Raw genomic sequence first — 24,175 nt, 5'->3', positions numbered from 1 at the left:
CGCGTCATGCTCGGTCGCTCCCTTCGGGCACGTCAATGCGCGGCGGCCTCCCGGTGGCGGTGACCTGCGGGAACACGTGAAAGTTTCACCACTGCCGGGAGGTCTGGATCAGGCCGGGACGTGTGCGGGCGGCAGGGTCAGGGGCGGGCCAGCGGGTCGTCGCCGATGACGTGGCCGGTGAAGGTGTCCACGTCCACGGCCGAGCGGGCGACCACGGCCCCGTCGCTGACCAGGGCGACGTGCAGCCGCCCGCTCGTCCAGCCGGCCGGCAGCTCGGCGCGCACCTCGGCGGCGCCGCTCAGCAGGAACGGCTTGGCCTCGATCCACGGGCCTTCGTCGCCGGGCGCGCCGGGGGTGGCTCCGAGCACCGGGGTCCAGGCGGTGTGCAGGTGGCCGTTGACCGGCTCGGCGCCGTGGTGCGACACGCGAACCGGCACGCTCACCTCGCGGGACTCGCTCACCAGGTCGCGGCCCGGCGCGACGGGGACGACGTCGAGCACGAGCGTGGTCGTGGCGTTGACGTCGGCCGGATCCACGCCGGCCAGGTCCTTGGCGCGGCGCTCGAAGTCGAGCAGGCCGGCGGACTCGTGCTCGATGTCGTACAGCTCGGTGTAGACGTAGCCGGCCAGCCGGTCGTGGCGGCGCATCTCCTGGGTCTGCCAGCGCAGGTGCCAGGCCCGCTGGACGCTGGTGTGGCCGCCGCCGTACTCGCTGTTGAGGTTGGGCAGGCCGCGCAGCGGCTGGCCGGGCGCGCCGGCCAGCTTCTTGCGCACCACGTAGTCGGGGCCGAGCCGCACGGGGAAGTCGTCCTGCTCCCCGTCCACCAGCCTGGCGAGGGTGCTCGCCCAGGAGGCGGCGGACTCGTCGTAGTAGTGCCAGTCGAGCAGGTCGGTCTTGACGTGCTCCCAGCCCGAGTTGTCCACGGCGGGCCTGGTCGGGTCGAGCGCCTTGAGCAGGTCGTACGCCCGGGCGGTCGCCTCCTGCTTGGCCGGGTCGCCCGGGATGTCCCAGTCGAGACCCCACTCCTCGTTGTACAGGCCCCAGATGACGATCGCCGGGGAGTTGCCGTCGCGCTCGGCCATGGGCGCGATCTGCTCCTCGAACGCGGCCACCGACTCCGCCGAGAACCGCCCTGTCGCGGCCGGCTCGGCCCACACCAGCATGCCGAGCACGTCGGCGTGGTGCAGGAAGCGCGGGTCCTCCAGCTTGAGGTGCTTGCGCACCAGGTTGTAGCCCAGGGCGGCGGCCAGCTCGATGTCGTGGCGCAGCGCGGCGTCGTCGGGCGGCGTGATCCCGGTGCGCGGCCAGTAACCCTGGTCGAGCACGCCGCGCACGAACAGGCGGCGGCCGTTGAGGTACAGGTCCTCGCCGATCACCTCGACCCGCCGCAGCCCGGTGTAGCCGGCCACCCGGTCGGTGCCGTCGGGCGAGACCAGCTCGGCGTCCACGTGGTAGAGGTGCGGGTCCTCCGGCGACCACAGGCGCGGCTCGGCGACCAGCAGGTCCGCCCGCACGACCCCCGCCGTGACCGGCAGCTCGACGGTCGTCCCCGTGCCGCGCAGGGTCAGCCGGAGCGTGCCCCCCGCCGGTCCGGCGACGCTGACCTCGGCCTCGATGGCGTCCAGTCCCTCCGAGGGGCGCAGCTTCAGCGCGGCCACGTACGTGGCGGGCCGGGCCTCCAGCCAGACGCTCTGCCAGATCCCCGACGACGGGGTGAAGCACACGCCGTCGAAGTCGTCGCGCGGGATGCTGCGCTGCTTGCCGTGCGCGATCTCGCGCTTGTCGAGCGGCGCGGAGACCCGTACCACGATCTCCTGCTCGCCCTCCGGGCGCAGGGCGGCGGTGATGTCGGCCTCGAACGGCGTGTAGCCGCCCCGGTGCGTGACCACCTCGGTGTCGTTGACCCAGACGGTGGCCTCGTGGTGCACGGCCCCGAAATGGAGCACGATCCGCTGCCCCGCCCACGCGGCGGGGACGCTGATCCGGCGGCGGTACCAGGCCACGGGCAGCCAGTGGGCCTCGATGCCCGACGCGGGGGTCTCCCAGGCGAAGGGCACGGTGATGGTCCTGGTCCAGTCCTGCTCGGTGTCGGCCCGGAAGTCCCAGTCGCCGTTCAGGCTCGACCAGGTGTGCGACCGGTCGAAGTGGGGCCGGGGATATTCCGCACGCGGCGTCATGGTGCTCTCTTTCATGGGATGGCGGTCAGCCCTTGACGCTGCCCGCGAGGATGCCGTTGATGAAGTGGCGCTGCAGGAGTACGAAGATCACCAGCAGCGGGAGCATGGCGATGCTGCCCGCGGCGAGCAGCTCGCCCCAGACGGTCGCGAAGTCCGCGCCGATCCGGTTGCCCGTGACGTTCTGCGCCAGCGTGGACAGCACCACCTGCAGTGTCTGGTGCGAGGTGTCGTTGACGGCGACGACCGGCCAGACGAAGTCGTTGTAGACGTTCATGGTGGTCAGCACGGCCAGGGCGGCCAGCCCCGGGCGGATGACCGGGAGCACGACCTTGTAGAAGATGCCGAACTCGCCGGCCCCGTCCACCCGGCCCGCGTCGATCAGCTCGTCCGGGATGGCGGCGATGGTCTGGCGCATCCAGAAGATGCTGAACGCGTCGATGCTGCCCGGCAGGATCAGCGCCTGGTAGGTGTTCACCCAGCCCAGCGCGCTCATCTCCAGCAGCAGCGGGATGATCAGCACCAGGGTCGGCAGCATCAGCGTCAGCAGCACGACGCCGAACAGCAGGTTCTTGCCGGGGAAGGAGTATTTCGCGAAGGCGTAGCCGGCCAGCGGGCAGAAGAACATCGTCATCGCGCCCTTGACCACCAGCACCAGCGCCGTGTTCGCGAACCCGGTGCCGATCGGCACGTCGGCGAACATGGCCCGGTAGTTGTCCAGCGTCGGCGCGCCGAGCGACAGCGGGCTGGAGATGATCTCGGCCGCGGGCTTGAGCGAGGAGCTGACCGCCCAGAAGATCGGGTACAGGAACGCGATGGCCAGCAGCGCCAGCAGCACGTACTGCGCGAGGCCCGGTCTGGTCTGGCTCATGACACCTCGTCCTTCGGGCGGAGCAGCCTGACGGAGATCAGCGACAGGCCGAAGACCAGCAGGACCAGCAGGAACGAGTTCGCGGCGCCGGTGCCCAGGTCGGAGGCGGTGATGTGGTCGTACAGGTAGAGGCCCGCGGTGGTCGTGGAGCCGTACGGGCCGCCCTCGGTGACCACGAACGGCTCGGCGAACATCTGGAAGACGGCCAGCGTCTGGATGACCACCAGGAACGCCATGCTGCGCCGCACCAGGGGCACGGTGATCGACCAGAACTGGCGCCAGCGGGAGGCGCCGTCGAGCGAGGCGGCCTCGTACACGCCGCCCGGCACGGCCTGGAGGCCCGCGAGCAGGATGATGATCGCGAACCCGGTCGTCTTCCACAGGAACAGCAGCGCCAGCGTCGGCTTGGACCAGGTCGTGGAGGTCAGCCAGCCCACGTCGGGCAGCCCGACCAGGTTGAGCGCGTAGTTGATCAGGCCGTAGTCCTGGTCGAACACCACGATCCACACCTGCGCCATGGCCACCAGCGGGGTCACGAACGGCGCGATGAACGCCACCCGGAAGAACCCGCGCAGCCGCAGCTTGGCGTTGGCCAGCAGCACCGCGCCGCCCAGCCCGGCGACGACCTGGATCGGCACGATCAGCAGCCACATGACGGCGCTGTTGCCGAGCGAGGCCCAGAAGTCCGGGCTGGTCAGCAGGTAGAGGTAGTTGTCCGCGCCGACCCAGTGGGCCGCGCCCGCGCCGCGCCAGCGCATGAAGCTGAGCTGCAGCGCGTAGATCAGCGGGTAGATCCCGAACGCGGCGAAGACCACGAAGAACGGCGCGATGAACAGGTACGGCGACAGCCGGGTGGTGCGCGGGCCCCTCGCCCGCCGCCGCGTGCGGACGCCGCTCGCGAGGCTCACCGTCATGACCGGTCGATCAGGTTGCGCTGGATCTTCTCGGCCGACTCGGAGATCACTTGGTCGGGTGACATCTTGCCTTCCATCAGGCGCTGCATGTTGTTGCCGAGGTAGTCGACCGACTGGGCCCACCACCACGGGATCGGCGCGGCGGCCGGGATGGTGGCGCCGGCCTCGACGGCGACCTTCCACAGGTCCTGGCCGCCGAGCGCGTCGATCGGCTGGAACAGCGGCTTGGCCGGGTCGGCCGCCGGGGTGTAGCTGGGGATCGAGGTGGACAGGCCGCCGGGGTAGATGTCGTTGGGGCCGTACACGGCGGTGTAGCCGGGCTCCTTGAAGCACAGGAACTCGTACAGCAGCCAGGCCAGCTCCGGGTTCTTGGCCTTGGCGGGGATGACGAAGCTGCTGCCGCCCATCGCGCCGCTGCGCGCGCCGCCCGGCGTCCAGGCCGGCAGCGGCGCGGCCCGCCACTTGCCCTTGGTGGACTTGAGCAGCTGCTGCGGCGCGAACGACCACCAGATCGCCCACGGCACGAACACCTGCTGTCCGCTGTCGAGCGAGTTGACGTCGGCCGGCTCCAGGTAGGGGGCGTGGGTGACCAGGTCGTCCTTGACCGCGCCCTGGATCCAGGTGAAGATCCGCCGGTACTCCTCCGAGTCCAGCCGCAGCTTGCCCTGGGCGTCGGTGAGGCTGGTGCCCTGCTGGTTGGCCAGCATCTCCAGCCAGAGCTGGCTGAGGAACGGCGTCTTCTCCAGGTGGATGGGCTTGGTCTTCGGGTCCTTCTCCTTGACCGTCCTGGCCGCGTTGAGCAGGTCGTCGTACGTGGCCAGGCTCGCGGGATCGACCCCGGCGCCCTCCAGGACGTCCTCGCGGTACCAGAGCAGCCCGGGGTCCAGGTCCCAGGGCACGCCGTAGATCTTGCCCTCGACCGTGTTGACCGACAGCTTGTACGCCGAGGTCTGCTCCTTGTACGGCGCGATCAGGTCGGTCAGGTCGAAGAGGTGCTCGGCCTGCCCGCCGATCTTGGCGTCGTCCCAGAAGCTGCCGTCGGGCACGTCGGTGCCGCTGATGAGGGTGTTGGCGAGCTTGGCGTCGATGTCCACGGCCTGGTGGTTGACCTTGACGTTCGGGTACGCCTGCCGGAACTTGCCGATCGCCGCGTCGAAGACCTTGAACAGGTCGCCCGACCGGTTCCAGATCGTGATCTCGCCCTTGGCCGACGACGCCGAGGCGGTCGGCGCGGCCAGCTTGCTGGGGGCGGTGCTCTGGCCGCCGGGGGCGCACGCCGCCAGGGAGCCGGTGGCCGCGAGCGCGCCGATGCCCAGGGCTCCCTTGAGAAAGCCGCGTCGGTCTATGGGCGGTGTGGACATCTCTGACTCCTCGGCCTGGGCTCCAGTGAGAGCTCTGCAACGATGCAGACATCATGCATACTTGTCTGCAACGATGCAAGAGAAGATTTAGGATCTTCCCAAGCGGAGCAGTCGGAGGTATAGGAGACGCATGGCCGGTCCAACCCTGCGTGACGTTGCCAAACGGGCGAACGTATCGATTCGCACCGTGTCCAACGTGGTGAACGGTTACGCGCCGGTCTCCGCCGAGCTGCGTGCCCGCGTGCAGGCCGTGCTGGACGAGCTCGACTACCGTCCCAATCTGATCGCCCGCAACCTCAAGCAGGGGCGGACCGGGATGATCGCCCTGGTGGTGCCCGAGCTGGACGTGCCGTACTTCGCCGAGCTGGCCCGCGAGGTGATCACCGCGGCCCGCACGCACGGCTACGTGGTGATGATCGACCAGACCGACGGCGACGGTGACCGGGAGCGGGAGCTGCTCGGGCGCGACTCGCGGGCCACGCTGTTCGACGGGCTGCTGCTCAGCCCGCTGGCCGTCTCCGCCGACGAGCTGCGCGCCCGGGGCAACCGGATCCCGATCGTGCTGCTCGGCGAGCACATCTTCAACGGCAGCTTCCACCACGTGGCCATCGACAACGTGGCCGCCGCCCGCGAGGCCACCGCCCACCTGCTGAGCCTGGGCCGGCGCCGGGTGGCCGCCATCGGCGACCAGCCGTACGCGACCGGCGAGACCGCCCAGCTCAGGACCGCCGGATACCGGCAGGCGCACGCCCACGCGGGCCTGGAGGTGGACGACCGGCTCGTGGCCGCCACCCCGCACTTCCACCGGCGGCTGGGCGCCGAGGCCATGGAGCGGCTGCTGGCCCTGCCCGAGCCGCCCGACGCCGTGTTCTGCTACAACGACCTGCTCGCGCTGGGCGCGATCAGGGCGCTGACCAGGGCGGGCCGCCGCGTGCCCGACGACGTGGCAGTGGTCGGGCTGGACGGCATCGAGGAGGGCCAGTACAGCACGCCGAGCCTGACCACGGTCGCGCCCGACAAGGGGGTGATCGCGCGGGCGGCGGTGGACACGCTGATGGAGTCGATCAACGGCACGGCCGCCGCGCCCTCCGAGATCGTGGTCCCGCACCGGCTGATCGTCAGGGAGAGCACCGCCGGGGAGTGACGGTAGTGCCTGCCGTCAGGGAGGGCATCGCGCGCTAGTGACGGTAGTGCCCGGACTACCTCCAGGTCTCGTGGCAGCGCCCGTGTGCGGGCGCGGGGCCGCCGGTTGAATCGACGGCATGACGATCACGCACACGTTCCCCGGTCGCTGGGTCGAGGGCGCCGGGCTGGTGCTCGGGCCGCTGCTGCTCCTGGCCGGAGTGCTCGCCCGGACCGGCGCGGACGACTTCTTCCCCGGCCAGCTCGCCGCCTACGCCGCCGCCCCCGGGCGGATGGTCCTGTCCTACAGCCTGTTCGCGGCGGGGATCGTGCTGCTGTGGCCCGGGGTGAGCGCACTCACCCGGACGATCGGGGCGACAAGGCCCGGCTGGGCCAGGTGGGGCGGCACGCTGGTGGTGCTCGGGCTGTTCGGCCGGGTGTTCCACGCCGGGGTGAGCCACCTGGCCTTCCAGCTCGTGGACGCGTTCGGCCTGGAGGCGGCGCAGCGGGCGGTCGCATCCACCTACGGCGCGTTCCACGTCTTCAAGGCGGTCAACGTGGCCATCATGGGCGGCTGGATCGTGCTCGCGATCGGCGCCCACCTGTCCAGGGCGCTCGGCCCGGTCCGCTGCGTGGCGCTCGGGCTGGCGGCCGGGCTGCCGCTCGGGGTGCTCAAGGGCAGCAGCGACCCGGTCGCGCTGCTCGCGCTCGCCGGGCTCGCCGTGGCCCTGGTGCCCGCCGGCGTCGCCGTGCTGCGCGACGGTCCCGCGCCCCGCTGGTGGGCCGTCGGGCTCACCGTGGCACTGATCCCCGCCGCCTTCCTGCTCGGGATGTCCGGTTGAGACCGGTCAGCGGAAGCTCGAAGTGGAGGGTCTGGAAGTGGCCGGGGTCGCCGTCGCGGGCGTCGAACACGGGCTCCGCCACCGAGCGCCAGAACTCTTCCGCACCCCGGACCCGCGTGTCGGTGTGCAGGTAGAGGGCACGGTAACCGCCGTGCCCGGCGACGAAGCGGCCGGCCTGCCGGACCATCTCCCCGGCCAGGCCGTGCCGGCGGTGGGCGGGGTCCACGTACACGCGGAAGAGCTGGGCCGTGACGTCGTCCGGGTAGAGCCGGGCCAGCCACTCGGGGTGCGGCGGGCTCTTCGGGCCGCCCGCGCGCACGGCCGTGGTGCCGACCACCTCGCCGTCGTGCAGCGCGACGATCAGCGTGTGCCCGGCGGGACGCAGGTAGACCTCCTCCAGGTCCACCACGTCCCAGTGCCATCGGGGCTGGTAGCCGTAGCCGAACTCGCGGTGGAACGTGTCGAGCATGACCCGGCGCGCGCCCTCCAGGTGGCCGGGCGCGGCGGTGGTGACGGTGTAGCCGTTCACTGTGCACTCTCCGAGGTGATCAGGCCGCCCTCCAGCGCCACGACCCGGTCGGCGAGCCTGGCCACCACGTCCCGGTCGTGGCTGATGAGCAGCAGTGTGAGCCCGAGGTCGCGGCGCAGCGAGTCAAGCAGGTCGAGGATGGCGGCCTGGACGAGCGCGTCCAGGCCGGAGGTGATCTCGTCGCAGATGAGCACCTTCGGCTCGGCCAGCAGCGCGCGGGCCAGCGCGGCCCGTTGCAGCTCGCCCCCCGACAACGCCGCGGGACGGCGTCCCGTCGTGTGCTCGTCGAGGCCGACCCGCTCCAGCATGGCCCGCGCGGCCGCCGCGGCCTGGGCCGGGGTGGCGCCGCGCAACCTGACGGCCGTGCGGGCGACCTGGGCGGACACGCCACGGTACGGGTCGAAGGAGGCGCGGGCGTCCTGGAAGACGTACTGGACGTCGCGGGCGCGGGCGGGCAGGCGGCGCGGGAGCGGCTCGCCGTTCATGGTGATCGTGCCGGAGGCGGGCCTGTGCAGGCCGGCCACGCACCGGGCCAGGGTCGTCTTGCCGCTGCCCGACCTGCCGACCACGGCCACGCACTCCCCGGCGGCGGCGCTCAGGCTCACCTCCCGGAGCACGGGCGTGCGCCGGTGCCCGGCCACCAGGTCGCGCACCTCGATCGACGGCGTCGCCGCGGCCCCGGCGACGGAGGCTCCAGGGATGGGGGCTCTGGGTATGGGGGCTCTGGGGATGGGGCGCGTCGCGAGCAGGCGGCGGGTGTAGTCGTGGCGAGGGGTGTTCAGCACGGCGTCCGCGGGGCCTGACTCGACGACGCGGCCTGCCCGCATGACCGCCACGTGGTCGGCCAGCGCCCGCACCATGGCGAGGTCGTGGCTGAGCAGCACCAGGGCGATGCCCTGCGCGCGCAGCCCGCGGAACTCCTCGATGACCTCCGCCCGGATCAGGCCGTCCTGGCCGGTCGTCGGCTCGTCGGCGACGATCAGCACGGGGTCCAGCAGCAGCGCCTGGGCCAGCACGACGCGCTGCTGCTGGCCGCCGGAGAGCTGGTGCGGGTAGCGGCCGAGCAGCTCGACCGGCAGCCGCGCCCGCCGAGCCGCCTCCCGCACCCGCTCATCGACCGCCCCGCGACGGCGGGCCGCCTCCCGCACCCCCTCGTCGGCCTTCCCACATTGCCGGGCGATCTCTTTCAGGACGCCGCCCACCCGGCGCACCGGGTTGAGCGCGCCGGCCGGATGCTGGGGCACGTACGCGACCACGCCGGGGGCGAGCCGTACCGCGCCGGACAGCCGCACCCCCGGCGCGTGCTCCCCGAGCAGCGCCAGCCCCGCCGTGGTCTTGCCGCTGCCCGAGGCGCCCACCAGCGCCAGTACCTCGCCCGCGGCCAGCTCGAACGACACGCCGTCCACCAGCGCCCGCCCGTCAACCTCGGCCCGCAGCCCGTCGACCTGGAGTATCACGGCCTGCCGCCCTTTCCCGCCGCCCGGTCGAAGGTCAGGTTCAGCCCCACCGAGAGGGCCACGATCAGCAGCGCGGGCGCCAGCACGGCCCACGGCTGCAGGAACATCCCCGTCCTGTTGCGATCGACCATGACCGCCCAGTCGCTCGCGTCCGGCGCGAGGCCCACGCCCAGGAAGCTCGCCGAGGCCACCAGGTAGAGCGCGCCGACCAGCCGTACGCCGACGTCGGCCACCAGCGTGGAGAGCATCGAGCGGCCGGCGTACCCGACGGCCCTGCGCCACCACGTCTCCCCTTGCAACCGCAGCGCCTGCATCGCCGTGCCGCCCGCCGCCTCCAGCGCCGCCGCCCTGGAGATCCGCACCACCTCGGGCAGCCCGATCAGCGCCACGATCAGCACCAGCGCCACCGGGCCCGGCGAGAACAGCGCGGCCAGCATGACGAGCAGCAGCAGCGAAGGCACCGCCAGCAGCAGGTCGAGCGGGCGCATCAGCACCTCGTCCAGCCACCGCCGGCCGGCCAGCGCCGCCGCCAGGCCCAGCGGCACCCCGGCCGCGTACGCCATCAGCGTCGCCAGCACCGCGACGGAGACCACGGAACGGCCGCCGAGCAGCACCTGCTCCCACACGTCCCGCCCCACGAAGTCCGTGCCCAGCGGGGGCACGGCGGCGAAGGAGACGCCACGTGGCTCGGGCGCTCCCGCCAGCCAGGGCCCCAGGAGCGCGATCAGCAGCGGCACCGCCATGAGCGACACCCCGGCCCCCCGATGCACCGCGCCGCTCCCCGGGCCCGTCATCGCGCGCCCGCCGTCGCCGGGGCCAGCCGGTACGCCGCCAGGTCGGCGGCCAGGTTCACGGCCACCGTGGTCGCGGCGAACAGCACGCACAACGCCTGGATCACCGGGATGTCCCTGGCCGCCACCGAGTCGTTCAGCAGCGTCCCGAGCCCGGGGATCACGAACACCGACTCGACCACGATCACCCCGCCGAGCAGCCAGTCCGTCGTCCTGGCCAGCTGCTGCGCGGCGGGCGCGAGCGCGTTCGGCAGCGCGTGCGCGAGGCGTACCCGCCAAGGGGACAGCCCCAGCCGCCGGGCGTGCGCCGCGTAACCGGAGCCGAGCGCGTCGATCAGGCCCGCGCGGACCAGGCGGCTGATCGAGCAGACCGGCCGGGCCAGCAGCACCACGAGCGGGAGCACCAGCAGCGCGGGCTGTTCGAGCAGGTTCGCCGGCGCGCCCACCGCCGTGGGCGGGAACCAGCCGAGCCGCACCGCGAACAGCGCGACCAGCACCACCCCGAGCGCGAACTCGGGGATGGCGTACAGGCCCACGGTCACGGTGGTCAGCACCCGGTCGAGCAGCCCGCCCTGCCACACCGCCGCGGCCACCCCGGCTCCCACCGAGACGGGCACGAGCAGGAGCAGGGTGATCCCGGCGAGGACCAGTGTCGGCGGCAGGGCGTCGGCCAGCACCCCGGCCACCGGGCGGCCGGAGACCAGCGAGCCGCCGAGGTCGCCGCCCGCGAGCCCGGCCAGCCAGTCCGCCCACCGCTCGACGGCGGGCCGATCCAGCTCCAGGGACTCGCGGAGCCGGGCGATGCGCTCCTCGTCCGGGATGTCGCCGGCCAGCACCACGGCGGCGTCGCCGGGCAGCGCCTCCGTCAGCGCGAACACCAGCGTGGCCACGGCCACGACCTGCGCGACGCCGAGCAGCAGCCGCCGCAGCGCGTACCGGGTCAGGCTCAAGCCAGCCACACCTTGTCGAAGCGGGCCCAGTCGAGCGTGTTCGCGGGGGCGTTGACGACGCCGCGCAGCCTGGGCGAGGTGCCGAGCAGCCAGTCGGCGAAGCCCCAGACCAGGAAGCCGCCCTCGGCGTGCAGCGTGCGCTGCATGTCCAGGTAGAGCGCCCGGCGCCGGGTCTCGTCGGCGGTTCCGACCGCCTGGTCGTAGAGGGCGTCGAACTCGGGGCGAGCCCATTTGGTGGCGTTCGTGGTGGAGTGGGAGAGCAGCCGCTGCGAGATGTGCGTCTCGATCGGCATGGCGCCGGAGCGGTAGCAGCAGATCGTGCCCTTGTTCAGCACGTCCGCCCAGTAGGTGTCCTTGTTGCCGGTCTTCGCGGTGATCTCCAGACCGGCCTGCCTGGCCTGGTCGGCGAAGACGCTGGCGGCCTCGATGAAGCCGCTGGCGGCGGCCGAGGTGTCGAGCTGGATCCGCAGCCCCTTCGCCCCGGCCCGCTCGATCAGCCACCTGGCCTGCTCAAGGTCGGGGGTGCGCTGGGGAAGGTCGGCCGCGTAGTACAGGTAGTCCTTGCCGAACAGGTCGTTGCCGGCCTGCCCGGCGCCCGCCAGCACGCTGTCCACCATCTGCGAGCGGTCGGCCAGCAGGAACATGGCCTGGCGCAGCCGCAGGTCGTCGAAGGGCGGCCGGTCCACCTTCATCGCGAACGCCTGCATGCCGCTGTTGCTCAGGCGGACCACGGCCATCCGGCCGCCGCCCTCGTGGGTGCGGGCCGTGGCGGGGGTCAGGTCGTGCGCGTAGTCGGCCTGGCCGCCGAGCACGGCGTTCACCCGGGCGGACTCCTCGTTGGCGACGAGGTATTCGAGCTCGTCCACGTACGGCGCGCCGTCCCAGTGACCGGCGAAGCGCTTGAGCAGCAGCGACCGGCCCGGCTGGAAGGACCCGAACGCGAACGGCCCCGACCCGACCGGCCGGCTGAACTCGTCGGCTCCCTCCGGCACGATGTAGGCCCCGAAGGCGGCCAGCACGTTGGGGAACTCGGCGTAGGGCCGCTTCAGCGCGAACTCCACCGTGCGCTCGCCGGCCGCGCGGCTGTTGGGGAGGTCGATCAGGGCGAGGTTCGCCTTGGCGCGGAAGGTGCGCTTCTCGTCGGCGATGCGGGCGTAGCTGTGGAGCACGTCCGCGGCGCGTACCGGCCGGCCGTCGTGGAAGGCGGCCTCGCGCAGCGTGACCCGCCACGTGGTCAGCTCCTTGCCGGCCTCCCACCCGGAGGCCAGGCGCGGCACGATCGACACGTCGGTCCCGTAGTCGGCGAGCTTGTCGAACATCGCCTTGGACCGCGACGCCTCCAGGAACAGGTTGGCCAGATGCGGGTCCAGGCTCTCCTGGGCACCGCCGCCCGCGAACGCCACCCGCAGCCTGCCACCCCGCCTGGGCTGCGACGACGTGGTGGTGCCCGGGGCGGGCTGGGCCGCGCAACCGGCCAGGGCGACGGCGGCCGCGGACAGGAAGGTACGACGATCAAGGCGCATGACCGACAATGGTAACGATTTTCATTTGTGGCGCAAATCGCCCGGCTACCCGGCCAGCAGCTTGACGATCGCCACGACTCCGATGCACACGATCACGCCGCGCAGGACCGCGGGCGGGAGCCGGCGGCCGACCTTGGCGCCGAGGAACCCGCCCACCATGGAGCCGAGCGCCACCAGCAGCACGGCCGTCCAGTCGACGTCGGCGACCAGGATGTACAGGATGGCGGCGGTGAAGTTGACCAGCAGGGCGAGGACGTTCTTGGCGGCGTTGATCCGTTGCAGCTCCTCGTCGAGGAGGATGCCCATCAGGCCGATGAGCAGGATGCCCTGGCCGGCGCCGAAGTAGCCGCCGTAGGCGCCGGCCGCGAGCGCGCCGAGCAGCAGCCAGGGCCCGCCGTGCGCCCGCCGGGGGCGGTCGGCCAGCAGCCGGTTGAGCCTGGGCTGGATCACGACGAGCGCGCAGGAGATCGCGATCAGCACGGTGACGACCGCGGTGAACGTCTGCTCGGGCAGGTTGAGCAGCAGCAGGCCGCCGATGAGCGAGCCCGCGACGGAGGCGGGGGCCAGCCGGAGCAGGCGTCCCCGCTGGCCCTTCAGCTCCGCCCGGTAGCCCATGACGCCGGTCAGCCCGCCGGGCACCAGGCCGATGTTGTTGGAGACGTTGGCGGTGATCGGGGGCAGGCCGACGGCCAGCAGCGTGGGAAAGGTGATCAGCGATCCTGAGCCGACCACGGTGTTGATGGCGCCGCCCGCGATGCCGGCCGCGAGCACCGCGACCATCTCCCAAGGTGTCATGGCGCGAGACTAGAGCAAGTCTTAGGATTTAAGACGACTTGTGTCAATAAGTGAGACTTATCTCAATGCGCGGGGCCGGGCGCCCTCGCGGTGCTCTCCCTGGGCAGCAGCCGCGCCGCGGCGTCCTCGTACGACTGGGGCGCGCCCCCGTCCAGCAGCCGCAGCAGCGTGCGGGCCGTGTGCGCCCCGTACGCCTGCACATCCCTGGACAGCGCCGTCAACGCGGGGAAGACCATCTCGCAGAGCTGCGAGTCGTCGCCCGCGATGATCGACAGCTCGTTCGGCACCCCGACGCCGAGCTGGCGGGCGACGCTCATCCCGGCCGTGGCCATGACGTCGTTGTCGAAGGTGATCGCGGTCGGCCGCTCGGCGGCGGACAGCAGCGCCCTGGTCGCCTCCGCGCCCGCCGCCCACGTGTAGTCGGTGTCGACGACGGCGACCGGCGAGAGCCCGTGCCTGGCCATCGCCGCGTGGAAGGCGGCCGTGCGGACCTGGGTGTGCTCGAGCGCGGGCAGCCCCGCCACCCTGGCGATGCGCCGGTGCCCCAGCCCCACCAGGAAGTCGACGGCCTCGGTCACCGCCACCGCGTCGTCGCTCCAGACCGCGGGCATGCCGCCCGGCCGCGGCCGCCCTACCAGCACCGCGGGGATCCCCATCGACTCCAGCAGCGGCAGCCGCGAGTCGTCGGTCCACAGGTCCATGACGATCAGCCCGTCCACCCGCCGCTCGGCCCACCAGTCGCAGATCGCCTCGATCGAGCGGGGATGGTCGGGCACGACCTGGAGCAGCAGGGCGGTGCGCGACAGCGCGAGCTCGCTCTCCAGCCCGGCGATGAACTTCATGAAGAACGGCTCGACCCCGAGCGTGTCCGCGCTGCGCGCGATGACCAGGCCCACCGTGTGGGCGCGCGACTCCGACAGCCCGCGGGCGGCGGCATTGGGCCGCCAGCCCATTTCGGCGGCGATCGACAGAATGCGGCTCCGGGTCGCTTCGGACACCCCGGGCCGGCCGTTCAGCGCGAAGGAGACCGCACCGATCGACACCCCCGCACGCTCGGCGATATCGCTGATCGTCAGTCGCTTCACGCGCCTATCGTAGGTGGACATCGGCCGGCGTCACTTCGTCGCTCCCGCGGTGAACCCGTTGTAGACGAACCGCTGCAACGCCAGGAATATGGCGAGGGTCGGCAGGATCACCAGGACCGCGCCGGCGGAGATGACCTCCCAATGCGCGCCGAAAGGTCCTTTGAACCGGAAGAGCGAGGTGGAGATGACGCCCAGCTCCTCCGACGGCATATACAGGAAAGGAATGTAGAACTCGTTGTAGACGGTGATCCCCTTGATGATGACGACCGTCGCGATGGCGGGCTTGAGCAGCGGCAGGATCACCTTGCGGTAAATACCGAACGAGGTCGCGCCGTCGAGCCTGGCGGCCTCGTCCAGCGACACGGGGATGTTCCTGATGAACTGCAGGAATATGTAGATGGAAACGATGTCGGTGCCCATGAAGAGCAGGATCGGCCCCCATCTGGTGTCGAAGAGCCCGAACGCGTCTATCACCTCGAACGTGGCCACCTGAGTCGTCACGCCGGGCACCAGCGTGGCGATCAGGAACAACGCGACCACGACTTTCTTCAACCGGAACGTGAAACGGTCGATCGCGTACGCCGCCATCGAGCCGATGGCAATCGTCCCGGCAATGGAGAACAGCAGGATGAACGCCGTGTTGCCGAACGCCACCAGCATGTTGCCGTTCTCGAAGGCGATCCGGTAGTTCTCGAAGTTGAAGAAGCTGGCGGGCAGCGCCAGGATGTCGCCCGCGGCCATCTCCTCCGGCGTCTTGAACGAGGTGCCGAACATGGTCAGCAGCGGCACCACCACGACCCCGGTCGCGATCACCAGCGACAGATACTTCAGCGCCGTCACGGCCGGCCGCACCGCTCCGGGACGCGTCTGGACGGTCATGCGGGGGTCCTCTCCTCGGGTACGAGCCGCCGCTGGACCCAGGTGATCAGCAGGATGGCGACCAGCAGCACGACGGCCGCGGCCGAGGCCAGCCCGGTCTTGTTGAACTGGAAGGCCAGCTTCACCGTCTGGATCACGAACGTCTTGGTCTCGCCCGAGCCGCCGGTCATGATGTACGGGATCTCGAAGACCGACAGCGAGCCCGCGACGCCCAGGATGGCGCTCAGGCTGATGATCGGCCGGATGCTCGGGATGATGATGTGCCAGAGGATCTGCGGCCGGTTGGCCCCGTCGAGCATGGCGGCCTCGTGCAGCTCCGACGGCACCGACTGGATGGCGCCGAGGAAGAGCACGAAGTTCAGCCCCAGGAAGCGCCAGACCGACACCCCCGAGAGGGAGACGTTGGCCAGGTCGGGGTTGCCCAGCCAGAGGATCTCCGCGTCCACGCCCACCAGCCTGAGCAGCTGGTCGAGCGTGCCGCCCGGCTGGAACATGTAGAGGAAGACGAACGCGACCGCGACCCCGTTCAGCAGGTAGGGGAAGAAGATGACGCCCTTGAAGAAGCTGCGGAAGCGCACGTCGAAGCTGAGCACGGCGGCGAAGTAGAGCGCCAGCACGATCTGGACGAACGACGCGACCAGGTAGAACAGGCTGACGTAGAAGACGGAGAAGAGCTCGGGACGGGTGAAGAGCCGCAGGTAGTTGTCCACGCCGACGAACGCGCGGTCGGGGCTGACGCCGTCCCAGTCGGTGAAGCTGTAGGAGATCATGCTGGCGACTGGGACGTACGTGAACGTCACCAGCATGATCAGCGGGACGGCCAGGTAGAGCCAGGGGGTCAGCCGCCGCCACCGCGAGGGCGGCGCGGCGGCGTGCCGCGGGGGCGCGGCGCTGGACGTGCGGACGGAAGTGCTGGTCATCGGCTTTCCTTCGACGGGCGACGCGCCCGGGGCCGGCACCGCCCCGGGCGCCTGAGCGGCTATCCGCCGAGCGCTACGGCCTCGGCCCACTTCTTGGCCAGCGTGCCGAAGTCCCCGTTGAGGTCGCCCTTGGCGGCCCCGCGGGCGATGTCCACGAGGTGCTGGCGGTATTCGGGCTTGGTCAGCCCGACCTCGGCGGCGTTGTCGATCGTGGTGACCTTGCCGGCTTCCGCCTGCGAGAGCTCGAAGACCTGCACCCCGGCCTCCTCGAACGGCTTGAGCGCCGACGGCAGCGCCGCGCCCCGGACGCTGGAGATGCCCTGGATGTCGCCGGTGAACGTGGACTTGTCGAGCAGCCAGTCGATCCAGGCGCGGGCCGCCTGCTGCTGCTTGGAGTGCTTGTTCACGGCGTAGACGTAGTCAGGGGTGGTGGGGGCGCAGAACTTGCCGTTCACCTGCGTGGGGAAGGGCATGTAGCCGATGGTGTCGGCGCTCTTGCCGGCCTTCTTCGCGGCGTCCTGCATCTGCGCGATCGACCACGAGCCGAGGAACATGCTGGAGATCTTGCCGTTGGCCAGCATGCCCTTGGAGTCCTCCCAGTTCGTGGTCGTCGGGTCCGGCTCGGAGAGCTTCCTGCTGACGATGTTGAACAGCAGCGTGTCGGAGACGTTGAGGTCGCTGCCGGCTGCCCACGGGTTGTCGGAGGTGGCCAGCTTGTCGTTGGCCTTGGGGTCGCAGCTGATCGAACCGACCGCGCCCTGCCAGCCGCTCAGCGGCCAGCCGTCCTTGTAGTTCGTGTAGTACGGGATCACGCCGGTCTTGTCCTTGACCGCCTGGAGCGCGGTGAGGAACTCGTCGGGCGTCTTGGGCCACTCCGTGACTCCGGCCTTCGTCCAGACGTCCTTGTTGTAGACGAAGCCGTTGACCACCGCGAACGAGGTCAGCCCGTACACGGTGCCCTGGACGGTGCCCTTCTCGGTGAACTGGTACTTCTTGCTCAGCTCGGCGGCCGGTCCGAGCGAGGAGAAGAACTTGGGATAGTCGTCGCGGCTGATGGTGCTCGGGATCAGCAGGACGTCACCGTAGTTCTCGGTGTTCATCCGGATCTTGACTTCGCCCTCGTAGTCCGTGATGCCGTCAAACTTGACCTTGACCTGCGGATAGACCTTGTTGAACTCGGCTGCGTACTTCTCCAGCGTGCCGTCGGTGACCATGTCGGTCCGGTTGGTCAGGACGGTGATCTCGCCGGTCACCTTGCCCGGGTCCGCGGGGGCTGAGGCGCTGGGGGAGGTCTCGCTCTGGCTCGTCCCGCCGCCGCAGGCCGTGATCAGGAACACCGTGACCAGTGCGACGCCGGTCAGTGCTTTGCGTTGCTTATCCATTGTCTCCGTCCTCAGGGACAAGGTGGGGGGAGAGAGGAACTAAAGCGCTTCAGTTCGAGTGGTCGAGATCGTGCGCCTCCGACGTGGGGGCTGTAAAGCCGTGTGGCGCGCTCGTTGCTTAACCGTTACACTTAGGTTTCGTCAACCTGGCTGGAACGGCCGATCTCCCTGATGGGAGGGCAGGCCGACTGACCGTTGACGATGATGTCGGGCGGTCGTAAAGTCGGGTTCGCTTAAACGGTTTAGTGAAAGCTTCCCTCCGTGACCCCTTCGACATCGGGAGACCACGTGTACCGTCCGCTGCACGACGGCTGGACCCTCCGCGCAGGCGGCGACGACCCCCCGGGGCTCGCCGGCATACCGGCGAGCGTGCCGGGCAGCGTGCACCTCGACCTGCTCGCCGCCGGTTTGATCGAGGACCCCTACCAGGACGACAACGAGGCCAGGCTGGGCTGGATCGGGCGTGCCGACTGGGTCTACGAGAGCGTGTTCGACTGGCACGACGACGGCCACGAGCGGGCCGACCTGGTGTGCGAGGGGCTCGACACGATCGCATCCGTGTGGGTGAACGGGCAGGAGGCCGGCACGACCGCCAACATGCACCGCACCTACCGCTTCGCGGTGCGCGACCTGCTGCGCGAGGGGGACAACACGCTCCAGGTGCGCTTCCGCGCCCCCTACGCCTACGCCGAGGAGCAGCGGGCCCGGCACGGTGACCGCCCCGGCCCCTACGACGAGCCGTACCCGTTCATCAGGAAGATGGCCTGCAACTTCGGCTGGGACTGGGGGCCGACGCTGGTCACCAGCGGCATCTGGCGGCCGCTCGGCCTGCACTCGTGGTCGGGGGCGCGCCTGGCCGAGGTGCGCCCGATGGTCCGCAGCGACGGCGTCGACGTGCACGTGCGCGTCGAGCGGACCGGCGACGCGCCCGTGACGGTCACCGCCGACGTGGCGGGCGTGAGCGTCGAGACCAAGCTGGAGCAGGGCGAGAGCGAGGCCGTGCTGCGCCTGTCCGTGCCGGACGCCGAGCGGTGGTGGCCGCGCGGATACGGCGCGCAGCCCCTCTACGAGCTCACCGTCCGCGCGGGCGCCGACCAGTGGCGGCGGGAGATCGGCTTCCGCACGGTGGAGCTGGACCGGGACGCGTTCAAGCTGATCGTCAACGGCCGGCCCGTGTTCGTCCGCGGCTACAACTGGATCCCGGACGACTGCTTCCCCGCCAGGGTCACCCCCGAGCGGCTGGCGGAGCGCTTCGGCCAGGCCGTCGGCTCGGGCGCCAACGCGCTGCGGGTGTGGGGCGGCGGCGTCTACGAGTCGGAGGACTTCTACTCCCTGGCCGACCGCATGGGCCTGCTCATCTGGCAGGACTTCCCGTTCGCCTGCTCGGCCTACCCCGAGGAGGAGCCGTTCAGGAGCGAGGTCGAGGCCGAGGCCCGCGACAACGTGGCGCGGCTGTCCGCGCATCCCAGCCTGGTGCTGTGGTGCGGCAACAACGAGAACATCGAGGGCCACCAGCACTGGGACTGGCTCGCACCGCTGGAGGGCAAGAGCTGGGGCGCCGGGTTCTACTACGACCTGCTGCCGGGCATCGTGGCCGAGCTCGACCCGAGCCGCCCGTACTGGCCGGGCAGCCCCTACTCCGGCGCGCCCGACCGCGACGTGCACGACCCCTCGACCGGCACCATCCACATCTGGACCGTGTGGGGGTCGCGCGACTACACCCACTACGCCGACTACACGCCGCGCTTCGTGGCCGAGTTCGGCTTCCAGGGGCCGCCCGCCTACGCGACCCTGCGCGCGGCCTCCTCCGACGAGCCGCTGACGCCGGACTCCTCGCACCAGAAGGCCGACGACGGGCAGGCCAAGCTGCTGCGCGGCCTGGGCGAGCACCTGCCGGCGCCGGACACGTTCGACGACTGGCACTACTTCACGCAGCTCAACCAGGCCCGCGCGATGGCGTTCGGGGTGCAGCGGTTCCGCTCGCTGATGCCGTACTGCATGGGGACCGTGGTGTGGCAGCTCAACGACTGCTGGCCGGTGACCTCGTGGGCCGCCGTCGACGGCGCGGGCCGCAGGAAGCCCCTCTGGTACGCCCTGCGCCGCTCCTTCGCCGACCGGCTCATCACCCGCCAGGGCACGGAGGTCGTCCTGGTCAACGACACCGACGAGGAGTGGGCCGGCACGCTCGGGCTGGCGGCGCGCGACCTGTCGGGCCGGGTGCTGGCCGCGCGGGCCGAGCCGGTCGCGGTGCCCGCCCGCGCCACGTTGCGCCTCACCCCGCCGGAGGACGGCGAGGCCCGGGTGCTCACCGCCGAGCTGGGCGTCGAGCGGGCCCTGTTCGCGCTCGCCGAGGACCCGGTCATGGGCTACCCGCCGGCCGAGTTCGCCGCCACCGTCGCCGAGGAGGAGGGCGGCTACGCGGTCACCGTCACCGCCACCACCATCCTGCGCGAGCTGGCGCTCTTCCCCGACCGGCTCGACCCGGCGGCCACCGTGGACGACCAGCTCGTCACCCTCCTGCCCGGCGAGAGCGTGACCTTCCACGTCACCACCGGGCAGGAGCTGGACCCCGCCGCGCTCACCGCCCATCCGGTGCTGCGCTGCGTCAACGAGCGCCCCCGGCCGCCCGGCTCCGCCCCGACCTGCGCCGTCGCTTCCTGACCTGAGGAAAACCGCAGGAGGATTCGGGCACGGACCTCATTCATCAACGAAGGCCGAAAACCTAACGTTCCTGGTCATGACCGGGAAATTGTTCGATGTGCCCCGCCGCGTCCTGGCGGGTCTGGCGGCCATGCTGACGCTGGCCGGAGTGATCATGTTGACGGCCATGGCGGACAGCACGATGCAGCCGCTGCCCGCCTCGGCGCCGGACGGGGAGTTCAGCGCCGGGCGGGCGCTGCGGCACCTGGAGAAGTTCGCGACCGAGCCGCGCCCGATCGGCAGCGCGGCCGGTGACAGCGCCGTGCGGTACCTGGTGGCGCAGTTGCGCGCGGCCGGGCTGGAGGTGGAGGTCCAGCGCGCGGTGGGCTCGAACGCCTCGACGGGCCTGGCGTCGTTCGGCCAGGTGGACAACGTGGTGGCCACCCGCAGGGGGACGGACTCCACGGGAACGGTGCTGGTCGCCGCCCACTACGACTCCGCGGCGATGGGCCCGGGGGTCTCCGACGACGCCGCGGCGGTGGCGTCCATGCTGGAGACGGTACGGGCGCTCGGCGGCACCGCGCTCCGCAACGACCTGGTGTTCCTGATGACCGACGGCGAGGAGGACGGCGTCCTCGGCGCCCAGGCGTTCGTCAGGGAGCACCCCTTGGGCCGGGCCGGCGGCGTGCTGCTGAACTGGGAGGCGCGTGGCGTCAGCGGGCCGTCCCTGATGTTCGAGACGTCGAAGGACAACGCCGCCCTGGTCGGGTTGTTCGCCGACGCCGTGCCGCACCCGCGTGGCGACTCGATGATGGTGGAGCTGTACCGGCTGCTGCCGAACAACACCGACTTCACCCCGCTGAGCAAGGCGGGGTTCGCCGGCATGAACTTCGCCTACATCCAGGACTCCTCGCGCTACCACACCGCCGACGACTCCCTCGACCACCTCGACCGGGGGAGCCTGCAACACCACGGGACCAACATGCTGGCGCTGGCCCGCGCGCTCGGGGCGACCGACCTGCGGACGCTGGAGTCCGATCACGACGCCACGTACTTCCGGCTGTTCGGGGTCATGGTCACGTACCCGGCCGGGCTCGCCTGGCCGCTGGCCGGGCTCGCCCTGGCGGCGGTCGCGGGGCTGGCGCTGCTGGCCCGCCGCAGGCGGGTGGCGAGCCTGCCGCGGATCGCGGTGGCCGCGGTGTCGGCCGTCGTGCCTCTCGTGCTCCCGGCGGTCCTGGCGCAGGGGCTGTGGGAGCTGCTGGTGAGCTGGCGGCCCGCGTACGACGGGATGGGCGGCCTGCTGCACCACCCCCTCGCCTTCCGCGCGGCCGTCGCGGTCGTGACGGCGCTGGTGCTGCTCGGCTGGTACCTGCCGCTGCGGCGCCGGCTCGGGCCCGCCGCGCTCGGCATCGGCGCGCTGACCTGGCCCGCGCTGCTCGGCGCGCTGAGCGCGCAGGCCGCGCCGGGGGCCTCGTTCGTGCTGACCCTGCCCGTGCTGCTGTGCGCCGTCGGCGCGCTGGCCGCGCTCCCGCTGCGCGACGCCCGATGGCGCGTGGCCGCGCTGACGCTCGGCGCGGTGCCGGCGGCGGCGCTGCTGCCCGCCCTGGCCGGGAACACCTTCGACGGCATGGGCCTGGCGCTCGGCGGGGTGAGCGCGCTGGTGCTGGCGCTCTTCGGGCTGACCGTGCCGCCGATCCTGGAGCTGATCCTGCCCGATCCGGCCCGCGAGCAGGGCCGTCCCGTCGTGGTCGGCGTGCCGCTGGTGGCGACGGTGCTCACGGCGGCGCTGATCGCGGGCGGCCTGGCCGGGAACGCCTTCGACGCGCGGGACCCGCAGCGCACCCACCTGGCGTACGTGATGGACGCCGGCACGAAGAGCGCCGCCTGGGTCAGCGCCGACCCGGAGCCACCGGCCTGGACCCGCCGGTACGTCTCCGGTCGCGACACCGGCGCGCTGCCGCCCGGCTACGCCAGAGGCACCCTGTGGACCGGCCGCGCGCCCGCGATCGAGGCCGCCGGGCCCCAGGTCACCGTGCTCTCGCGGGCCGGCGGCACGATCAGGCTGCGCGTCAGCGCCGGCCGGGGCGCCCGTTCCGTCACCCTGCGCACCGAGCGCCCGATCACCGAGGCGACGGCGGCGGTCAAGGGGATGACCCCCGTGACCGTCCCCGTCACCGGCACGCGGCTCGGCACCTGGCCTGGCGAGGTCCGCTTCCGCGGCCTGCCCAGCGGCGGCGCGGAGATCACCCTGCGGGTGCCGGGCGCGGGCCGCTTCAGGCTGACTGCGATCTCCGAGACCGACGGCCTGTCCGCGGTGCCCGGTTACGTGGAGCGGCCGCCGGGCGTGGTGGCGGCCACGCGGGAGGACGGCGACCTCGTCGCGATCACGCGGACCTACCGGCTCTGACCGCGGACGGGCGGGCGAGCGCGCGTTTGAGGATCTTGCCGGTGGGGCTCATCGGCAGCTCGTCCAGGAACGTGATGTGCCTGGGGTACTTGTAGGCGGCCACCCGCTCCTTCACGAAGTCACGCAGATCCTCGCAGGTCACCGGCGCGCGCAGGGCCACCACGGCCTCGATCTCCTCGCCGAGCTCCGGGTGCGGCACGCCGAGCACCGCGGCCTGCCGCACGGCCGGGTGCTCGTACAGGACCTCCTCCACCTCGCGCGGGTAGACCGTGTAGCCGCCCCGGATGATCACGTCGCGGCGGCGGCCCACCAGGTAGAAGAAGCCGTCCTCGTCGGTCCTGCCGAGGTCGCCGGTGTGGAACCAGCCGTTGCGGATGGCCTCGGCCGTGCCCGCCGGGTCGTTCCAGTAGCCCTTCATCACGTTGGGGCCGCGTACGACGATCTCGCCGATCGTGCCGCACGGCACGTCGCGGCCGTCCTCGCTGACGACCCGCATCTCGACGCCCCTGATCGGCCAGCCGATCGAGCCCGCCCGCCGGTGGTGCCCGCCCCGGTTGGCCGCGGCGACGGGGGAGGTCTCGCTGAGCCCGTACCCCTCGGTGATCTCGACGCCGAGCCGGGTCTCGTACGCCCGCAGCACGTCCAGCGGCAACGCGGCCCCGCCGGAGACGCAGACCCGCAGCATCGACATGTCGGAGGCGCCGGGATGATCCAGCAGCGCGATGAACATGGTCGGCACGCCCTGGAAGACGGTCACCCCGTCGCGCCTGATCACCTCCAGCGCCCGGCCCGCCTCGAACCGCCGCAGCAGCGTCAGCCGCGCGCCCGCGTGCACGGTCGCGTTGAGCGAGCACGTCTGGCCGAACGTGTGGTAGAGCGGCAGCGCGGCGAGCACCACGTCGTCCACGCCGAGCGCGTGCATGCGGGCCACGGCGGCGGCGTTGCCGCCCAGGTTCGCGTGGGTCAGCTCGATGCCCTTCGGGCGGCCCGTCGTCCCCGAGGTGTAGTGGATGACGGCCGTGTCGCCGTCGGCCATGGAGGCGATCTCGGGCTCGGCCCCGACGCCGCGCAGCAGCCGCCGGAACTCCTCCGGCACCACGAAGAAGACGTCCGCCCCCGTGCCCGCCGCGCCGGCCTCCGCGGTCTCGGCGAACGCGTGCCAGGCGATCAGCAGCCGGGCCCCGCAGTCGCCCAGGTAGGCGGCGATCTCCCGCCGCTTCAGCAGCGGGTCGAGCGGCACCACCACCGCGCCGATCCGCAGCACCCCGTAGTAGACGACGCCGAACTCGGGCACGTTCGGCAGCATCATTGCGACCCGGTCGCCCGCGCCGACCCCCCGGGCCAGCAGGAGCCTGGCCAGCCGGGCGCTCAGCTCCTCCAGCGCGCCGTAGGTGAGCTCCGCCCCGTCCAGTGTGAGAACCGCTCTGCCACCGAGCCGCCGGGCGGCGGTGTGGAGCCGGTCAGCGAGGTTCATGGAAAGACCGTACGCCCGCTTTCCCACGGCCCTCATTGGTCGCGGTGGCCAGTCTTTCC

General features: G+C 71.7%; 19 protein-coding genes. 4 read left to right on the top strand and 15 right to left on the bottom strand.

Annotated features, from left to right (window positions below; all coding sequences use genetic code 11):
• Window positions 1-137 precede the first annotated feature (137 nt).
• Genes ETD85_RS11225 through ETD85_RS11210 form a run of 4 tightly spaced genes read right to left on the bottom strand, consistent with a single transcriptional unit; the run spans window position 138 to window position 5,320 of the window.
• A complete protein-coding gene (locus tag ETD85_RS11225) occupies window positions 138-2,177 on the bottom strand; it encodes a glycoside hydrolase family 2 protein (RefSeq protein WP_138689587.1) in 2,040 nt (679 codons plus the stop codon).
• Between the two features lie 25 nt (window positions 2,178-2,202).
• Complete coding sequence (locus tag ETD85_RS11220) at window positions 2,203-3,045, bottom strand: carbohydrate ABC transporter permease (protein ID WP_138689586.1); 843 nt, start codon at window positions 3,043-3,045, stop codon at window positions 2,203-2,205.
• Window positions 3,042-3,959 (bottom strand): carbohydrate ABC transporter permease, encoded by a 918-nt coding sequence (locus tag ETD85_RS11215; RefSeq protein WP_138689585.1) that lies wholly within the window; start codon window positions 3,957-3,959, stop codon window positions 3,042-3,044. The genes ETD85_RS11220 and ETD85_RS11215 overlap by 4 nt, the downstream gene beginning before the upstream one ends.
• Window positions 3,956-5,320, bottom strand: coding sequence for an ABC transporter substrate-binding protein (locus tag ETD85_RS11210; RefSeq protein ID WP_138689584.1), 1,365 nt, complete (start codon window positions 5,318-5,320; stop codon window positions 3,956-3,958). Before ETD85_RS11210 ends, ETD85_RS11215 begins: the two co-directional genes overlap by 4 nt.
• Window positions 5,321-5,450: 130 nt before the next feature.
• Between ETD85_RS11210 and ETD85_RS11205 the strand changes: the two genes are divergently transcribed.
• Together ETD85_RS11205 and ETD85_RS11200 are read left to right on the top strand one after the other, a co-directional pair.
• A complete protein-coding gene (locus tag ETD85_RS11205; protein ID WP_138689583.1) occupies window positions 5,451-6,464 on the top strand; it encodes a LacI family DNA-binding transcriptional regulator in 1,014 nt (337 codons plus the stop codon).
• Window positions 6,465-6,582: 118 nt separating this feature from the next.
• The gene (locus tag ETD85_RS11200) at window positions 6,583-7,284 is read left to right on the top strand and encodes a hypothetical protein (RefSeq protein WP_138689582.1); all 702 of its coding nucleotides are present in this window, start codon (window positions 6,583-6,585) and stop codon (window positions 7,282-7,284) included.
• On the opposite strand, the gene ETD85_RS11195 is transcribed toward ETD85_RS11200, so the two are convergent.
• The 10 genes from ETD85_RS11195 to ETD85_RS11150 form a co-directional block, all read right to left on the bottom strand.
• Window positions 7,235-7,813 (bottom strand): GNAT family N-acetyltransferase, encoded by a 579-nt coding sequence (locus ETD85_RS11195; protein WP_240779087.1) that lies wholly within the window; start codon window positions 7,811-7,813, stop codon window positions 7,235-7,237. The genes ETD85_RS11200 and ETD85_RS11195 overlap by 50 nt on opposite strands.
• Window positions 7,810-9,270 carry an ABC transporter ATP-binding protein gene (locus ETD85_RS11190; protein ID WP_240779086.1) on the bottom strand — a complete coding sequence of 487 codons (1,461 nt, stop codon included), beginning with the start codon at window positions 9,268-9,270 and terminating at the stop codon, window positions 7,810-7,812. The genes ETD85_RS11195 and ETD85_RS11190 overlap by 4 nt, the downstream gene beginning before the upstream one ends.
• Window positions 9,267-10,040, bottom strand: coding sequence for an ABC transporter permease (locus ETD85_RS11185; RefSeq protein ID WP_240779085.1), 774 nt, complete (start codon window positions 10,038-10,040; stop codon window positions 9,267-9,269). Before ETD85_RS11185 ends, ETD85_RS11190 begins: the two co-directional genes overlap by 4 nt.
• A gap of 20 nt (window positions 10,041-10,060) precedes the next feature.
• Complete coding sequence (locus ETD85_RS11180) at window positions 10,061-11,011, bottom strand: ABC transporter permease (RefSeq protein WP_138689580.1); 951 nt, start codon at window positions 11,009-11,011, stop codon at window positions 10,061-10,063.
• Window positions 11,008-12,534, bottom strand: a complete 1,527-nt coding sequence (locus tag ETD85_RS11175; RefSeq protein WP_138689579.1) for an ABC transporter substrate-binding protein — start codon at window positions 12,532-12,534, stop codon at window positions 11,008-11,010. Before ETD85_RS11175 ends, ETD85_RS11180 begins: the two co-directional genes overlap by 4 nt.
• 45 nt (window positions 12,535-12,579) lie before the next feature.
• Entirely contained in the window at window positions 12,580-13,329 is a 750-nt protein-coding gene (locus tag ETD85_RS11170; protein ID WP_138689578.1) for a sulfite exporter TauE/SafE family protein, read from the bottom strand.
• A 62-nt stretch (window positions 13,330-13,391) separates the two neighbouring features.
• On the bottom strand, window positions 13,392-14,414 hold the full coding sequence (locus ETD85_RS11165; protein WP_138689577.1) for a LacI family DNA-binding transcriptional regulator: 1,023 nt from the start codon (window positions 14,412-14,414) through the stop codon (window positions 13,392-13,394).
• 30 nt (window positions 14,415-14,444) lie between these two features.
• Complete coding sequence (locus ETD85_RS11160) at window positions 14,445-15,293, bottom strand: carbohydrate ABC transporter permease (RefSeq protein WP_138689576.1); 849 nt, start codon at window positions 15,291-15,293, stop codon at window positions 14,445-14,447.
• Window positions 15,290-16,213: a carbohydrate ABC transporter permease gene (locus tag ETD85_RS11155; RefSeq protein WP_138689575.1), complete on the bottom strand. Its 924-nt coding sequence runs from the start codon at window positions 16,211-16,213 to the stop codon at window positions 15,290-15,292. Before ETD85_RS11155 ends, ETD85_RS11160 begins: the two co-directional genes overlap by 4 nt.
• Window positions 16,214-16,272: 59 nt before the next feature.
• A complete protein-coding gene (locus ETD85_RS11150; RefSeq protein ID WP_138689574.1) occupies window positions 16,273-17,595 on the bottom strand; it encodes an ABC transporter substrate-binding protein in 1,323 nt (440 codons plus the stop codon).
• Between the two features lie 288 nt (window positions 17,596-17,883).
• Here ETD85_RS11150 and ETD85_RS11145 point away from each other — a divergent pair, with 288 nt between their 5' ends.
• Both ETD85_RS11145 and ETD85_RS11140 read left to right on the top strand, forming a co-directional pair.
• Window positions 17,884-20,256: a glycoside hydrolase family 2 protein gene (locus ETD85_RS11145; RefSeq protein WP_206058234.1), complete on the top strand. Its 2,373-nt coding sequence runs from the start codon at window positions 17,884-17,886 to the stop codon at window positions 20,254-20,256.
• Between the two features lie 76 nt (window positions 20,257-20,332).
• The gene (locus tag ETD85_RS11140; RefSeq protein WP_138689572.1) at window positions 20,333-22,642 is read left to right on the top strand and encodes a M28 family peptidase; all 2,310 of its coding nucleotides are present in this window, start codon (window positions 20,333-20,335) and stop codon (window positions 22,640-22,642) included.
• Here ETD85_RS11140 and ETD85_RS11135 read toward each other — a convergent pair.
• Window positions 22,620-24,116, bottom strand: coding sequence for a long-chain-fatty-acid--CoA ligase (locus ETD85_RS11135; RefSeq protein WP_138689571.1), 1,497 nt, complete (start codon window positions 24,114-24,116; stop codon window positions 22,620-22,622). The genes ETD85_RS11140 and ETD85_RS11135 overlap by 23 nt on opposite strands.
• Window positions 24,117-24,175 lie beyond the last annotated feature (59 nt).

The sequence above is a fragment of the Nonomuraea zeae genome (assembly GCF_005889725.1).
In the GTDB taxonomy this organism is placed as follows: domain Bacteria; phylum Actinomycetota; class Actinomycetes; order Streptosporangiales; family Streptosporangiaceae; genus Nonomuraea; species Nonomuraea zeae.
This window is presented reverse-complemented; position numbering and strand designations above follow the sequence as displayed.

Bases quoted from the DNA above. Each gene is read 5' to 3' on its own strand.
- ETD85_RS11210 (WP_138689584.1), bottom strand. From the start codon at position 5,320: ATGTCCACACCGCCCATAGACCGACGCGGCTTTCTCAAGGGAGCCCTG.
- ETD85_RS11200 (WP_138689582.1), top strand. From the start codon at position 6,583: ATGACGATCACGCACACGTTCCCCGGTCGCTGGGTCGAGGGCGCCGGG.
- ETD85_RS11175 (WP_138689579.1), bottom strand. From the start codon at position 12,534: ATGCGCCTTGATCGTCGTACCTTCCTGTCCGCGGCCGCCGTCGCCCTG.
- ETD85_RS11135 (WP_138689571.1), bottom strand. From the start codon at position 24,116: ATGAACCTCGCTGACCGGCTCCACACCGCCGCCCGGCGGCTCGGTGGC.
- ETD85_RS11220 (WP_138689586.1), bottom strand. From the start codon at position 3,045: ATGAGCCAGACCAGACCGGGCCTCGCGCAGTACGTGCTGCTGGCGCTG.
- ETD85_RS11160 (WP_138689576.1), bottom strand. From the start codon at position 15,293: ATGACCGTCCAGACGCGTCCCGGAGCGGTGCGGCCGGCCGTGACGGCG.
- ETD85_RS11205 (WP_138689583.1), top strand. From the start codon at position 5,451: ATGGCCGGTCCAACCCTGCGTGACGTTGCCAAACGGGCGAACGTATCG.
- ETD85_RS11170 (WP_138689578.1), bottom strand. From the start codon at position 13,329: ATGACACCTTGGGAGATGGTCGCGGTGCTCGCGGCCGGCATCGCGGGC.
- ETD85_RS11150 (WP_138689574.1), bottom strand. From the start codon at position 17,595: ATGGATAAGCAACGCAAAGCACTGACCGGCGTCGCACTGGTCACGGTG.
- ETD85_RS11155 (WP_138689575.1), bottom strand. From the start codon at position 16,213: ATGACCAGCACTTCCGTCCGCACGTCCAGCGCCGCGCCCCCGCGGCAC.
- ETD85_RS11215 (WP_138689585.1), bottom strand. From the start codon at position 3,959: ATGACGGTGAGCCTCGCGAGCGGCGTCCGCACGCGGCGGCGGGCGAGG.
- ETD85_RS11225 (WP_138689587.1), bottom strand. From the start codon at position 2,177: ATGACGCCGCGTGCGGAATATCCCCGGCCCCACTTCGACCGGTCGCAC.
- ETD85_RS11140 (WP_138689572.1), top strand. From the start codon at position 20,333: ATGACCGGGAAATTGTTCGATGTGCCCCGCCGCGTCCTGGCGGGTCTG.